General features: G+C 70.5%; 8 protein-coding genes. 5 read left to right on the forward strand and 3 right to left on the reverse strand.

The genetic code is table 11. From position 1 onward, the window contains the following. Positions 1 to 169: 169 nt before the first annotated feature. The gene (locus tag ABD770_RS08310; protein ID WP_344819074.1) at positions 170 to 1,612 is read right to left on the reverse strand and encodes a carboxylesterase/lipase family protein; all 1,443 of its coding nucleotides are present in this window, start codon (positions 1,610 to 1,612) and stop codon (positions 170 to 172) included. Beyond that, the gene (locus ABD770_RS08315) at positions 1,612 to 2,181 is read right to left on the reverse strand and encodes a TetR/AcrR family transcriptional regulator (RefSeq protein WP_344819075.1); all 570 of its coding nucleotides are present in this window, start codon (positions 2,179 to 2,181) and stop codon (positions 1,612 to 1,614) included. Before ABD770_RS08315 ends, ABD770_RS08310 begins: the two co-directional genes overlap by 1 nt. A 142-nt stretch (positions 2,182 to 2,323) precedes the next feature. Between ABD770_RS08315 and ABD770_RS08320 the strand changes: the two genes are divergently transcribed. From ABD770_RS08320 to ABD770_RS08340, 5 genes are all read left to right on the forward strand, one after another. After that, positions 2,324 to 3,631 (forward strand): MFS transporter, encoded by a 1,308-nt coding sequence (locus tag ABD770_RS08320; RefSeq protein ID WP_344819076.1) that lies wholly within the window; start codon positions 2,324 to 2,326, stop codon positions 3,629 to 3,631. A 5-nt stretch (positions 3,632 to 3,636) separates the two neighbouring features. Then, entirely contained in the window at positions 3,637 to 5,115 is a 1,479-nt protein-coding gene (locus ABD770_RS08325) for a carboxylesterase/lipase family protein (protein ID WP_344819077.1), read from the forward strand. Then, on the forward strand, positions 5,112 to 5,855 hold the full coding sequence (locus ABD770_RS08330; RefSeq protein WP_344819078.1) for a phosphatase PAP2 family protein: 744 nt from the start codon (positions 5,112 to 5,114) through the stop codon (positions 5,853 to 5,855). The genes ABD770_RS08325 and ABD770_RS08330 overlap by 4 nt, the downstream gene beginning before the upstream one ends. Next, positions 5,852 to 8,092: a glycoside hydrolase family 3 C-terminal domain-containing protein gene (locus tag ABD770_RS08335; RefSeq protein WP_344819079.1), complete on the forward strand. Its 2,241-nt coding sequence runs from the start codon at positions 5,852 to 5,854 to the stop codon at positions 8,090 to 8,092. Before ABD770_RS08330 ends, ABD770_RS08335 begins: the two co-directional genes overlap by 4 nt. 503 nt (positions 8,093 to 8,595) lie before the next feature. Beyond that, positions 8,596 to 13,290 carry a DUF7507 domain-containing protein gene (locus ABD770_RS08340; RefSeq protein ID WP_344819080.1) on the forward strand — a complete coding sequence of 1,565 codons (4,695 nt, stop codon included), beginning with the start codon at positions 8,596 to 8,598 and terminating at the stop codon, positions 13,288 to 13,290. A 255-nt stretch (positions 13,291 to 13,545) separates the two neighbouring features. On the opposite strand, the gene galK is transcribed toward ABD770_RS08340, so the two are convergent. Then, positions 13,546 to 14,727: a galactokinase gene (gene galK / locus ABD770_RS08345; RefSeq protein WP_344819081.1), complete on the reverse strand. Its 1,182-nt coding sequence runs from the start codon at positions 14,725 to 14,727 to the stop codon at positions 13,546 to 13,548. Positions 14,728 to 14,736: the final 9 nt, after the last annotated feature.

A 14,736-nucleotide genomic window follows, 5' to 3' on the forward strand; every position in this document is an offset into this window, starting at 1 on the left:
CCCGCCCCGCCACCGCACCACCCGCCGAGCCACCAGGCGATCATCGAGCCACCAGGCAGATCACGTGATCTCGCCTGGTGGCTCGCGGCGTGCGTGGTGGCTCGCGGGGAGGGGCAAGGCGCGCGGGGAGGGCAAGGCGCGCGGGGAGAGGGGGGCAGGGCGCCGGGCGTCAGAGCAGCGGGAGGGCGTCGTCGTAGGCGCTGCGGGAGATCGCCGGCTGATCGCCGAAAACCCGGGTCGTGCCGGGGTCGGTGTGCCAGTCGGGCCAACCCGGTTCCCCGTCGTGCACGAACGCCACGGCGACCGCATGCATGTCATCCGCAAGGGCCTGCGGCGGTGTCGGGCCCGTGACGGCGGCGACGTACTCTTCGGTCAGGCAGTCGAACCAGAACGGCACATCCAGGCAGTGATGCGCCCAGCCGTTGATCGGTGAGGCCCACGCGAACCGGTACACCCAGGTCCCGGCGTTCCGCCGCGCCTCTGCGACTCGCACGACGAGCGAGCGGAACACCCTGTCTGTGACGAAGCGGCCCAGCGCCGCGCCGGTTCCGCGGCGATCCCGGTTCGCGCGTCGCCAGTTGCGCCGCACGGCGCGGGAGCGCTCCACGACCCGCAGCGCCAAGCCCACCGGGACCCACCGCAGCATCCGCGGCGCGCTGTCGAACACCATCGTGAACTCGTCGTCCGTCGCCCCCAGCAGCAGGGGCTTGCCGGAGCCGATGCCGGCCGCGAGGGACTCGGGCGTCGCTCGGGTGATCAGCTCCCCGTCGATGACGGGCCCCCAGGGCAGTCCGTCGGTGAGTGTCGACGTCGTCGCCGCCAGGCCGGTCTTCCCCAGCAGTGACGCCTCGTGCTGACGGCGAGTCAGCTCCCGCTCGCCGACGGCGCGGAAGCCCTCGGACGTCGGCTCGGTGCCGACCAGTTCGGCCAGGCGGAGGCTGCGCTCGCGCGCGAGCGTGCGCGGCAGATCGCCGAGGGCGCCGCTGAGCGAGATCGCCCGGTGGAACAGCTGCTGCGCACTCGGCATGCCCAGCAGTGTGAGCACGGCTCCGCCGCCCGCGGACTGTCCTGCGATGGTGACCCGATCCGGGTCGCCTCCGAACGCACGGATGCTGCGCTGCACCCACTCGAGGGCCGTGATCCAGTCGCGCACGCCGCGGTTGTCGGGGATGCCGTCGATCACGCCGAACCCGTCGAAGCCCAGCCGGTATGACACCGAGACGGTCACGATGCCGTCCCGGTTGAAGGCATGACCGTCATACCACGGACTGGCCGGCGACCCCGCGGAGAACCCGCCGCCGTGGATCCACACCAGCACGGGGCGGGCACCGTCCGGCGACGGGGTGAAGACGTTGAGGTTCAGGGTGCTGTCGCCGGGCACGCTGGGCTCCGGGATGATCGCGTTGTCCTCGGGGCGGCGCTGCGGCGTCGGGCCGTAGGCCGTCGCGTCCAGCGGCTCGCTCCACGGCGCGACCGGCTGTGGGGCGAGGAAGCGGCGCTCGCCCGTGGGCGGAGCGGCGTACGGGATGCCGAGGAAGGCCAGCGTCCCGTCTGCACGACGGATGCCGCGGACGGGCCCCTCCGGGGTGGGGACGATCGGGTCTGCGGACATCAGCTGGGCCTGATCACGAGGAGGAACTGCTCGATGTCGGCGGCCATGTCGATGTCGGGGTCGAGCATCCATGCGGTCTGCAGTCCGTCGGCGAGGGCGTGCAGAGCGCGCATCACCCATTCCGGGTCGAGGTCGGCGCGGATCCGCCCGTCCCGCTGCGCGGCGGCGATCTCCTCGCGGGCGATCTCCCTGAGATTCGCGGTGCGGGCCATGAAGAAGTCACGGGCCGGATGCCCGGGGTCGCCGGCCTCCGCGGCCAGTTGCGCGTACAGCGTCACGAGGCCGGGAACGGTGATGTTGTGCCGGACGACGGCGAGGAACGCGTCGAGGAAGGCGGTGCCGGCGTGGTCCCGGGCGTCATGCTCGTCGCGCGCCTGGAGGATGGCCAGGAACAGCTCCTCCTTCGACCCGAAGTAGTGCAGCAGTCCGGCCGGGCTCAGCCCCGCGGCATCCGCGATCTCGCGCACCGAGGCGCGACGGTAGCCCTGATCGGCGACGACCCGGAGCGCCGCCTCGAGGATCTCCTCCCGCTTGGCGACGCCCTTCGCATACGCCCCCCGTCGTGCCATGACTCCACAGTACCCGTCCGCGAATGAAACCCGAACATTATTCGGTAATCCCTTGCGCTCCCGACATGGATCTGTCAGCATGGCTCACGAATACCAAACAGCGTTCGGTATCTGAGCCGAACCGCTCGACGAGGAGCAACCCATGTCCGTACCTCCATCCGATCCCGCGCCCGCTCTCGCACCGACCGGCACCATCTCGGCGACTCCGCCTCATGCCGGTGCGCCCGCCGCGAGCCCACCGGCCACCAAGCGACTGCTGCCGAGCCTGTTGGTCACGTCGCTGGTCCTGTTCGCGACGTACGGCGGACTGGTCTCGATCCTGCTGCCGTCACAGGTCGCGCTGATCGACGAGGCCGACAAGGTCGGCAATCTCGCGATCGTCACCACGACCTCCTTCATCTTCACGCTGTTCGCCCAGCCGATCGCGGGTGCACTCAGCGACCGCACCCGCTCCCGGTTCGGGCGTCGCGCTCCGTGGATGGTCCTCGGGGCCGTCGTCGGCGCGATCTTCCTGTTCGGGCTGGGCTCGCTGACCGACATCCTGTGGATCACGGTGTTCTGGGTGATCATCCAGGTCGCCCTGAACTTCCTGCAGGCGCCCTTGACCACCATCACGGCCGACCGCTTCCCGCGGTCCCGGCGCGGCACTGCGAGCGCGATGATGGGCCTGGGCATGCAGCTGGGCATGACCGTCGGCGTCATGCTCGCCGCGGCTCTGGGCGCGCAGATCGGGATCGGCTACTCCACCTTCGGAGCGGGCGTGCTGGTCATCACCGTGCTGTTCGTGCTGGTGAACCGGGACTGGTCCTCGAAGGACTCCGCGGTGGAGCCGTTCCGCTGGGCGCAGTTCTTCGCGGGCTTCTGGATCAACCCGCGCAGGCACCCCGACTTCTTCTGGGCCTTCACGGCCCGCTTCCTGCTGATCCTGGGCTACTTCGTGGTGATGACCTATCAGCTGTACCTGCTCACCGACTACATCGGGATGTCGCTGACAGCGGGACAGGGAGCGGTGGTCACTCTGACTCTGGCCGCCCTGCTCCCGACCGTCGTGGCCATCCTCGTCTCGGGATGGTGGAGCGACCGCGTGGGTCGGCGCAAGGTGTTCATCTACGTGGCGTCGGCCGTGATGGTCGTCGGGCTGCTGATGCCCCTGCTCATGCCGAGCATGACGGGGATGATCCTGATGAGCGTGATCAACGGCATCGGCTTCGGACTGTACTCGTCGGTCGACGCGGCGCTGATGACCGAGGTGCTGCCCAGCGAGGGCACCGCCGCGGGCAAGGACCTCGGCATCCTGAACGTCGCCACGAACATCCCGCAGGCGCTGAGCCCGGCCATCGCCGCCGTGATCATCACGTCGCTGGGTGGGTACGCGATGCTGTTCGTGTTCGCCATGGTGTTCGTCGTGCTGGCCGCCATCGCGGTCGCCCCGATCAAGGGAGTGCGGTGATCGACATGGCATCCACGCAGACGCAGATGAAGCACGTCGAGGTGCAGACATCCGCGGGCCGGGTCCGCGGACGCTGGCGGCCGACGGGCGAGAGCGGGAGGGCCGCCTCCGCCGCCTTCCTGGGCATCCCCTTCGCTGAGCCGCCGGTCGGGGAGCTGCGCTTCGCCGCGCCCGTGCCGAAGGCGCCGTGGACCGGGGTGCGTGACGCCCTCGAGTTCGGGCCCACCGCGCAGCGCGGCGATCCGGGGGTCACGCTGATCCCGGAGCCGAGCATTCCGGGTGAATCCACCCTGAACGTCAACGTCTTCACCCCGCATCCGGGGGAGGACGAGCGGCTTCCCGTGCTGGTGTGGATCCACGGCGGAGGGTTCTTCGCCGGCTCCCCGGCGAGCCCCTGGTACGACGGCAGGGCGTTCAACCGCGACGGCGTCGTGACCGTGAGCATCTCCTACCGGCTCGGCTTCGACGGCTTCGGCTGGATCGAGGACGCCCCCTCCAACCGCGGCGTGCGCGACTGGCTGCTGGCCCTGGAATGGGTGCAGGAGAACATCGCGGCCTTCGGCGGCGATCCCGACCGGGTCACCATCGCGGGGCAGTCCGCGGGCGGCGGCGCCGTGCTCACGCTGCTGGGGATGCCAGCCGCGCAGCACCTGTTCCACCGGGCGTACGCCATATCCGGCGCACTGACCGACGTCTCCGCCGAGCGTGCGGAGGAGTTCGGGAGGCGCCTGGCGGCGGATGCCGGGGTCGCGCCGACTCGCGAAGGTCTGTCGGCGGTGCCGGAGGAGCGGATCCTCGAACTCCAGAAGAAGGCGACGACGCTGGATGCCAAGGCGCTGGACGCCATGGCGGAGACGGGCCTCCCGCTGGGACCGATCGTCGACGGCGACCTCATCCCGCGACCGACCCGCGAATCGCTCCGTGCCGGGGTCGGCGCAGGCAAACCCCTGGTGATGGGCGCCACCGATGACGAGTTCTCCATGGCGACGGCGGATGCCGGCAGTGCGCTGCGCTGGGTTCCGGCACGGATGCTGCTGGGAAAGCTGGGTGTGCCGAAGGACCGCAGATCCGCCTACCTCGCGGCCAACGCCGATGTCCTCGCGAAGGGCAAGGCGCGACTGGCCGGCAGGGTGATCACCGATCGTCTGTTCCGCACCGCGCTGCTGCGCCTGGCCGCCGACCGGGGCGACGCGCCCACCTGGCTGTACCGGTTCTCCTGGCCGTCGGGAAGCTTCGGATTCGCCGAGCACTGCATCGACGTGCCGTTCTTCTTCGACTGCCTGGACGGTCCCGCCATCGAGCCGCTGGCCGGCCCTCATCCGCCGCAGGCGCTCGCCGACGAGGTGCACTCCGCCGCGGTCGCGTTCATCACCGATGGGGATCCGGGCTGGCCGCAGCCGGGCGCCTCGCGCACCGCCCGCGTGTACGACGCGGTGACCACGAACATGCCGCGGGCGTTCGCCGCGGTCGAGGCGCTGCTGTGAACGCCGCGCGTCGTCCACGGGCACTGCTGGTGTGGGGGATCGCGCTGCTCGTGCTCGTGTGCGCGCAGTCGGCCGCGGTCGCCGCATCCGTGCACAGCCCGTGGACGCAGGGCGTCGACGACGCCTGGCGGTCGCTCATCGGCGTCGGCCCGCAGTCGGATGTGCACACGGGCCTCGTCCCGATGCTCTTCCAGCACCTGGGACAGCTGCCGGGGATCGTGCTGATGATGCTGATCGTGCCCATCCTCCTGGCGGTGCTGGGGCGCTGGCGCTCCGCACTGTTCGTGCTGGCCGTGCAGCTGGCGGGCCCGGGCCTGGTGTCGCAGCTGCTGAAGAACCTGGTGAACAGGCCGCGACCCGCAGCCGATGAGGCCGCCGGCCTGTACGGGCCGCTGTTCCTGGTCGATCACGGCTCGTTCCCGTCCGGTCACGCGGTGAGCGCCGGGGCGATCGCCGTGCTGCTCGTCGCACTGATCCCCGCCGTGCGGGCGGTGTCGCGGACCGTCACGACCGCCGTCGCCGTGCTGCTGATGGTCGGCATGGTCTGGCAGCGCACGCTGATCAACGCGCACTGGCTCAGCGACACCCTGGCGGGCCTCGCCGCAGGCGTCGGCGTGGCCCTGGTGCTGTGGTGGGTGTTCGCGCCGTGGCTGGCGCAGGACCGCGTCCGGACGCCCTGGTTCCTGCGCCGCAGGATCCCTTCCGACCCCATCGGAGAACCCCTGAAGGAGACATCATGACCGACCGCACCGCAGACCTCGCCGCGCTGAGCACGGCGCAGAAGGCCTCGCTCACCAGTGGAGCCGACTTCTGGACCACCAAGGCGATCGATGCCGCCGGCATCCCGTCGATCATGCTCACCGACGGTCCCCACGGACTGCGCAAGCAGGCGGGTAGGAGCGACCACCTCGGGCTGAACGAGAGCGTGCCCGCCACCTGCTTCCCGCCCGCCGCGGCGCTCGGCTCGACGTTCGATCCCGCTCTGGCGGAACGGGTCGGTGAGGCACTGGGCGTGGAATCGGCGATCGAGGACGTCGCGGTCATCCTCGGTCCCGGGGTGAACCTCAAGCGCTCGCCGCTGTGCGGTCGCAACTTCGAGTACCTCTCCGAGGACCCGGTGGTCTCCGGGGTGATGGGGGCGGCGCTGGTGCGCGGCATCCAGTCGCAGGGAGTGGGCGCCTCGCTCAAGCACTTCGCCGCGAACAACCAGGAGGACGACCGGATGCGGGTGTCGGCCGACATCGACCCGCGTCCGCTGCGCGAGCTGTATCTGCGCGGCTTCGAGCGCGTGGTCGAAGAGGCGAAGCCGTGGACCGTGATGTGCTCCTACAACCGCATCAACGGCGTCTACGCGTCGGAGAACCCGTGGCTGCTCACGCAGTTGCTGCGCGAGGAGTGGGGGTTCGACGGGGTCGTCGTCTCGGACTGGGGAGCGGTGAACGACCGCGTCTCGGCGCTCGTGGCGGGGCTCGACCTGGAGATGCCCGCGAGCGGCGGGCGGACGGACGCCGAGATCGTCTCGGCCGTGGAATCCGGGCGGATGGATCCGGCCGTGCTGGACACGGCGGCGGGCCGCATGATCGACCTGGTGCGCAGGGCGCAGGCGCGTCCGGCGGCCGCGGGTCCGCTCGACGTGGAGGCGCATCACGCTCTGGCGCGGGAGGCCGCGAGCCGTTCGATCGTGCTGCTGAAGAACGAGGGCGGCCTGCTGCCGCTCGCCGCCGGCGCGTCCGTGGCGGTCATCGGCGAGTTCGCCAGGACCCCGCGCTTCCAGGGCGGCGGATCCTCGCACATCAATCCCACCAGGGTGGACACCGCCCTGGACGCGCTGCGGGCGTCTCTGGGCGAGGGCGTCGGCTTCGCACCCGGCTTCGCCTTCGACGGATCCGACGCCGAACGGCTGCGCGCCCAGGCCGTGGAGACGGCAGCCGCCCACGATGTCGCGGTGGTGTTCCTGGGGCTGCCGGAAGCGGAGGAGTCGGAGGGCTTCGACCGCACCGGCATCGATCTCCCTGCCGTGCAGCAGGAGCTGCTGGATGCCGTGATCGCGGCCAATCCGCACGTCGTCGTCGTGCTCTCGCACGGCGGGGTGGTGGCGCTGCCGTTCGCCGACCGCGTGCCGTCGATCGTGGACGCGTGGCTGCTGGGCCAGGCCGGCGGATCCGCCATCGCGGATGTGCTCACGGGCGTCGTCAACCCCTCCGGGCGTCTCGCGGAGACCATCCCGTATCGTATCGAGGACACCCCCGCGTTCGGGTCGTTCCCCGGTTCGTTCGGGCACGTGCGGTACGGCGAGGGGATCCTCGTCGGCTATCGCTGGTACGACGCGCGCCGCATCGACGTCGCCTACCCGTTCGGCCACGGGCTGTCGTACACCGCATTCGAGTACGGCGCGCCTGCGGCATCCGTCACGGCCGACGGCGACGTCGCCGTGAGCGTCGCGGTGACCAACACCGGCGACCGCGACGGCCGCGAGGTCGTGCAGGTGTACATCGGGCGGGAGCAGTCCGCCGTCGAACGGGCCCCGCGGGAGCTGAAGGCGTTCGCCTCGGTCGAGATCCCGGCGGGCGCCACGCGGCAGGTGGAGGTCGTGGTGCGCCGGCGGGACCTGGCGTACTGGGACATCCGCGTGGACCGCTGGGTCGTGGAGGGCGGCGAGTACCGCGTCGACGTCGGCGCCTCCAGCCGCGACCTCCGCGGCAGCGTCGTCGTCGAGGTCTCGGGCGACGAGGTGCGGATGCCGCTCACCCGCGACTCCTCCCTGGGTGAGCTGCTCGCCCATCCCGTGCTGGGGCAGGCCGTGGCCGAGCAGTTGACCGGGATCGCCGCGCCCGCCGAGGGCGGTGAGGGAATCATGAGCGCCGATGCGATGGCGAAGATGCTGGCCTCGTTCCCCATCGGCCGGCTGGGCTCCTTCGGCATGGGGATCACCGCCGAGCAGGTGGATGAGCTGATCGCCGCGTCCGCGGGAGACTGAGCGCCCCGCGGCGGGTCCGGGATGCCCCGGGTCCGCCGCGTGTCCCGGCATCCGACGGCGCGCTCCGGCATCCGACGGCGCGCTCCGGCATCCGACGGCGCGCTCCGGCATCCGTCTCTCGTCACCCGTCCCGCGCGAGAACAGGAGATTCGCCGAGAACAGGACGGATGCGGAGGGATCGGCCTGTAGCGGACGAATCCCCTGTTCTCGGCGACCGGGGTCGTGCGGCAGGTCGCCGTGCGCACCGCGTCCGTGCCTCGTGGAGCCATGACCTCGGGCCACCCGCACGTCCGCGCCCGACCGCGACACGCGAGAGCCCGGACCTGTCCGCGGGCCTTGTATCGGCTGTGAAAGGGCTGATAGCCTCCGAGCGGGGGGTCTGCACAAGGGGAGTGCATGGTCAGACCTGATCTGGGGATGAAGAGTTCATTTCTCGGAGAGGCTGCCTCAGCGTGCGTCGCAGACACCACACAACGAACCCTGCCCGATCCTCATCCCCCGCAATGCGAGGCCGGACCCGATTGCGGGCCGTCGCGGTCGCGGGGATCACCGCCTTCGCCGCGGCGCTGCTGGTCGCACCGCCGGCGGCGGCGGCGCCGTTCAGCGGCCTGGAGGCCACGGTCTTCCTCGCTCAGGATTCGCCGACGCAGCTGAAGAGCAGTGTGCAGGGCGACGGCGAGTTGGTGTTCTCCAACGTCGGAGGCGTCGCGAACCGCACATACAACGCGATCGGGTACAACGAGCAGGACAACTTCCTCTACGCGGTCTCGAACGCACACATCATCCGCATCCACAGCAACGGCGCCATCGAAGAAGTGCGCTCGGTGCCGATCGGCGCGCACATCGGCGGATTCCGTGACGGCACCAACGACTTCTGGTTCACCAACGGCAACAGGCTCTTCCACACCAATGTGGCCAACCCGAGCGCGTCGGTGCCCGAGGTGCCCCTCAAGGGCTCGTTCGCAGGCCCCGACATCACCTGGGCCGACGGGTACTTCTGGTCGCTCGGCGGGGGGAAGATCTCGCGTCTGTCCACAGACGGCACGGTGACGTCGTTCACCGCGCCTGCCCGGGTGGCCGCATTCATGGCGGGCGGTTCCTGGACCTACGGCAACGGCAACATCGGGTTCACGGACAACACGACCGGCAGCATCGCCCAGATCAGTGTCGCCGCTGCCGGATCCGCCAATCCTTCCTTCACGGTCGTCTCGGTGATCTCCGGACCTCCGTCGGGCAACAACGACGCCACGTCCTCCTTGGGGGCCCCCGTCGATCTCGAGCTGGCGAAGGCCTTCGACGAGTCCCGGGTGCTCGTCGGCGGCGACGGCGGCTTCGCGCTGACCGTCACCAACCATGGTCCCGGGGTCTCGTCCGGCTACACCGTGTCGGACACCATGCCGACCGGTCTGCAGAACCTCGTGCTGCCGACCGGGTGCACGGCGGCCGGTGCCGAGCTCACCTGCAGCGGCGGGCGGCTTCCCGCCGGCGAGAGCCAGACCTTCCGCATCGGGGCGACGGTGAGCCCGTCGCAGCAGCCCGGGACTCTGACCAACTCGGCATCCGTGCTGGGCAACGAAGCGGACCCCGTCAGCGACAACAACGACGCCGACGACACGATCACCGTGGACCGTGAGGCGTTGAAGATCGTCAAGACCGCCGAGCTCGACGACCAGAACGGCAACGGCATCCCCGACGTCGGGGAGACGATCGACTACGGTTTCGTCGTCACCAACCTGGGATCGACGACGCTCGAGGACGTCACGGTCAACGACCCGCACGTCGTGGGGCTCACCCCCGGGACGGTATCGGCTCTTCTCCCCGGGGATACCGCAGACTTCTCCGCCGTGCACGAGCTCACGCAGGCCGACATCGACTCCGGCTCGATCGAGAACACCGCGACGGCGACGGGAACCGGGGAGTTCGGTTCCGTGGAGAGTCCGCCCTCCAGCGTGACCGTCGACGCGCCCGCCGAGCCCGCCCTGCAGACGGTCAAGCGGGCAGCGCTCGTGGACACCAACGGCAACGGCGCCGCGGACGAGGGCGAGGTGATCGACTACACCGTCGAGGTCACCAACACGGGGAACGTGACGATGAGCGACGTGTCCGTCGACGACCCGCTGATCACCCTGTCCCCGGATGCGATCGACATCGCCCCCGGGGAGACGGAGGAGTTCACCGGCTCGTACACGGTGCAGGCGGCCGATGTGGCGGCGGGGTCCGTCGTCAACACGGCCACCGCCACAGGAAGCACCCCGACCGGCGACCCGATCGACTCCCCGCCCAGCACCACGACGACCGAGACCACACGGACGGGCCTGAGCATCGTCAAGTCGGCGGAGTTCGATGACACGAACGGCAACGACGAGCTGGATCTCGGCGAGGAGATCACGTACACGTTCGTCGTGACCAACGACGGCAACGTGACGCTGCACGACGTCGTGGTCGACGACCCGCTGGTCGCCGGCATCAGTCCCGCCTCCGCGGACATCCCCGCCGGCGAGCAGCAGGTCTTCACGGCGACCTACGTCGTCGACAGTGACGATGTGGCCGCCGGGGAGGTCGAGAACACGGCGACCGTGACGGGTGAGACGGGCGACGGCGATCCGCTCCCGCCGGTGCCGTCGAACACCGTGACGGTGCCGACCACCGACCCGGTGACGGATTGGAAGCTGGAGAAGTTCGCCGAGCTGAACGACACGAACGGCAACGGCCGGGCGGATGTCGGGGAGACGATCGACTACTCGTTCGTCGCGACCAACACCGGCACCCTCCCCATCTTCGACGTGTCGATCTCCGACCCGATGGTCGAGAACATCACCCCGAGCGCTGCCGACCTGGTGCCCGGGCAACGCCAGACCTTCACCGCCGACGCCTATGAGGTGACGCAGGAGGACGTCGACTCCGGCGAGGTCCACAACGAGGCCACGGGCACCGCGGAGGACGTGGACGGTGACGAGGTGACGCCGCCGCCGGCCGAGGTCACCGTGCCCGGTGTCGAGCACGACCCCGGGATGCGGTCGGTCAAGGACGCCGTGCTCTCCGACGACAACGGCAACGGTGTCGCGGACGTCGGTGAGCAGATCTCCTACACGATCACCGTCTACAACACCGGGAACGTGACCCTCACCGACGTGCAGGTCAGCGACCCGCTGGCGGGGGCTCTCAGCCCGGCATCCGTGACCGAGCTGGCACCGGGCGCCTCGCAGGTGTTCACCGCTGTGGAGGCGTACACCGTGACGGAGGACGACGTCGAGTCCGGTTCTGTGGACAACACGGCCACCGCCACGGGCACCCCTCCGAGCGGGCCGCCGGTGACCAGCACATCCGGCACCTCGACGGAGACCGTCGCCCCCGGGCTGAACGTCGTCAAATCCGCCTCGTTGAACGACGGCAACGGCAACGGCACCGCCGACCCCGGTGAGGTGATCACGTACACCTTCGAGGTCACGAACACCGGGAACACCCTGCTCGAGGACGTCGTCATCGACGACCCGCGCGTGGACTCCGTGTCGCCCGCATCCACGGACATCGACGTGAACAGCGGCGCGGTCTTCACCGCGACGTACGTCGTCACCGAGGAGGACATCCTCTCCGGCGATCCGATCTCGAACACCGCGACCGCGACCGGCACGGTGCCGGGCGGTGGGGAGATCACCTCGCCGCCGTCGACGGCGGATGTGCCGCCGGCGCCGGTGTCCGCCGGACTGACGGTGGACAAGAGCAGCTCGCTGAACGACGCCAACGGCAACGGGGTCGCCGACCTCGGTGAGACCATCGAGTACACGTTCCAGGTGGACAACACCGGAAACGTGACCCTGTCCGATGTCGCCGTCGACGACGACCGGGTCACCGGCCTGACCCCGGCATCCGCGACGATCCCGCCCGGTGGCACCCAGGTGTTCACCGCCGACCCGTACACGGTCACGCAGGCGGACATCGACGCGGGTGAGGTGCTCAACGAGGCGACGGCGTCGGGTACCGCTCCGGGCGGCGACACCGTCCCCAGCGATCCGTCCACCAGCACCGTCGACGTCGTCGACCCGGAGCCGGCTCTCGTGGCCGACAAGACGGCCGAGCTGGACGACGCGAACGGCAACGGCGTCGCGGATGAGGGCGAGCAGATCGAGTACACGATCGTGCTCACCAACACCGGCAACGTCACGCTCCACGACGTCTCGGCCGACGACGACATGCTCACCGGCATCACCCCGGCAAGCGTGGCGTCGCTGGCTCCGACCGAATCGGCGACGTTCACGGCCGACCCGTACACGGTGACGGCGGCGGATGTCGACGAGGGCGTGGTGATCAACCTGGCCACCGGCTCCGGCACCACGCCGGGCGGCGACCCCATCACCTCACCGCCGGACTCCGTGTCCACGCCGACCTTCGACCCCGGGATGCTCGTGGAGAAGCACGCGCAGCTGGAGGACACGAACGGCAACGGCATGGCCGACCTCGGTGAGCAGATCAGCTACACGTTCGAGGTGGAGAACACCGGGAACGTCGCGATCGATGACGTCACCGTCAGCGACCCGAGGGTCACCGGGATCACCCCGGCATCCGCGACGCTCGCCGTCGGCGGGACGCTCGTGTTCACAGCGGACCCGTACACCGTGACCGAGGCGGACATCCTCGCGGGGAGCCTGGAGAACACGGCGACCGCATCCGGGACGCCGGATGGCGGCACGCCCATCCAGACACCGCCGTCGGTCGTGAACGTGCCTCCGGCCCCCGTCGCACCGGGTCTGGACGTCGCCAAGGCGGCGCGGATCATCGACGCGAACGGCAGCGGCATCGCCGAGACGGGGGAGAGCATCGAGTACTCGATCACCGTCACCAACACGGGGAACGTCACGATCACGGATGTGGTGATCAGCGATCCGAAGCTCACGGACATCACACCGTCGAGCATCGCGTCGCTCGCGCCCGGTGAAACCGTGACGGCCACCGCCGCACCGTACGTGGTCACCGCCGCGGACGGGGCGCGCGGAAGCGTGGCGAACGTGGCCAGTGCGCAGGGGACCGACCCCAACGGCGACCCGGTGGGGGCGCAGTCCCCGGAGGTGGTCACCCCGACCGCCGGTCTGGCCGGGACGGGATCCGAGACGCCCGTCGCGCTCGTGGGCCTCGCCGTGATGCTGCTCATCGGAGCCGGTGTGCTGCTGATCGGCCGGAGGAGGACCGCAGCGCACGAGTGAGGGGGGACGGCGGGCCCTTCAGCCAGTGCTTGGCTGGAGGGCTCGCCGTATCCGGCCCGCGCCTCGGCATCCGTTCCGCGCGTGCCCCGGCATCCGTCCGCGGTGTCCAGGCATCCGCCCCTCGCCGTCCGTCTCGCGCGAGAACAGGAGATTCGGCGAGAACAGGACGGATGCCGGGGTTTTCGTCCTGCGCCGGACGAATCCCCTGTTCTCGGTGACGGGGTCGGGGGTGGGGGCGGCACGCGGCCCAGCCCCTCACGCGTCGCGGCGCGGGCCCTCCGACGGCGCGGCCGTGAACAGGTGCGGGGCGGCGTAGCCGGCATCCGCGAAGGCCTGCTCCACGGCATCCGACACCCGCGGCAGGTCGGTGTGCGCGACGAGGGCGATCGCCGCCCCCCCGAAGCCGCCGCCGGTCATCCGCGCACCGACCGCCCCGTTCGCCATGGCGGTCTCCACGGCCGTGTCGAGCTCGGGCACCGAGATCTCGAAGTCGTCGCGCATGGATGCGTGCGACGCGACCAGCAGCTCGCCGATCGCACGAGGGCCCCGCTCTGTGAGGGCTGCGACCGTGTCGAGCACCCGCTGGTTCTCGGTGACGATGTGCCGCACCCGGCGGAAGGTGACGTCGTCCAGGAGGTCCGCCGCGCGCGGCAGGTCGGTGACTCCCGCGTCGCGCAGTGAGCGGATGCCGAGCAGCCGCGCCCCCAGCTCGCAGGACGCGCGACGCTCGCGGTAGCCGCCCGTCGCGTGCGCGTGCGCGACCTGCGTGTCGATGACGAGCACCTCGAGCCCGGCATCGTGGAAACCGGTGGGAATCGACCGGGTCTCCAGGCTGCGGCAGTCGATGAAGGTCGCCGCGTCCGGTCTGCCCAGCATCGACGACATCTGGTCCATGATCCCCGTCGGGGCACCGACGGCCTCGTTCTCGGCGCGTCGGCCGACCTGCGCCAGCGTCACCGCGTCGAGGCCCAGCCCCCACAGGTCGTTCAGAGCGGACGCCACGGCGCCCTCGATCGCGGCGGAGGACGACAGCCCGGCACCCACCGGCACATCCGAGGCGATCGCGATGTCGATGCCTCGCACGGCGGCGTCAGGGTGCAGCATGCGCAGCGCCCACGCGACACCGAGCACGTACGCGGACCACTCCGGTACCGTCGGGGACTGTCCCTCCGGTGTGGGGAACAGATTGTCGAGGTCGTCGAGACGCGCGACGACCTGCCCGCCGGCGAAGGTCGACTCCACCCGGACGTCGCCCGTGCCGTTGAACGCCACCGCCGCGTACGTGCGGTGCGGGATCGCGAAGGGCAGCACGAAGCCCTCGTTGTAGTCGGTGTGCTCGCCGATGAGGTTCACGCGCCCCGGCGCGGACCAGAGGCCCTCGGGGTCCCGCCCGAAGGCCTCGGTGAACAGGCGGCGGGCGGCGGATGAAGCGGTCATGGGAACTCC

Source organism: Microbacterium soli (assembly GCF_039539005.1).
In the GTDB taxonomy this organism is placed as follows: Bacteria; Actinomycetota; Actinomycetes; order Actinomycetales; family Microbacteriaceae; genus Microbacterium; species Microbacterium soli.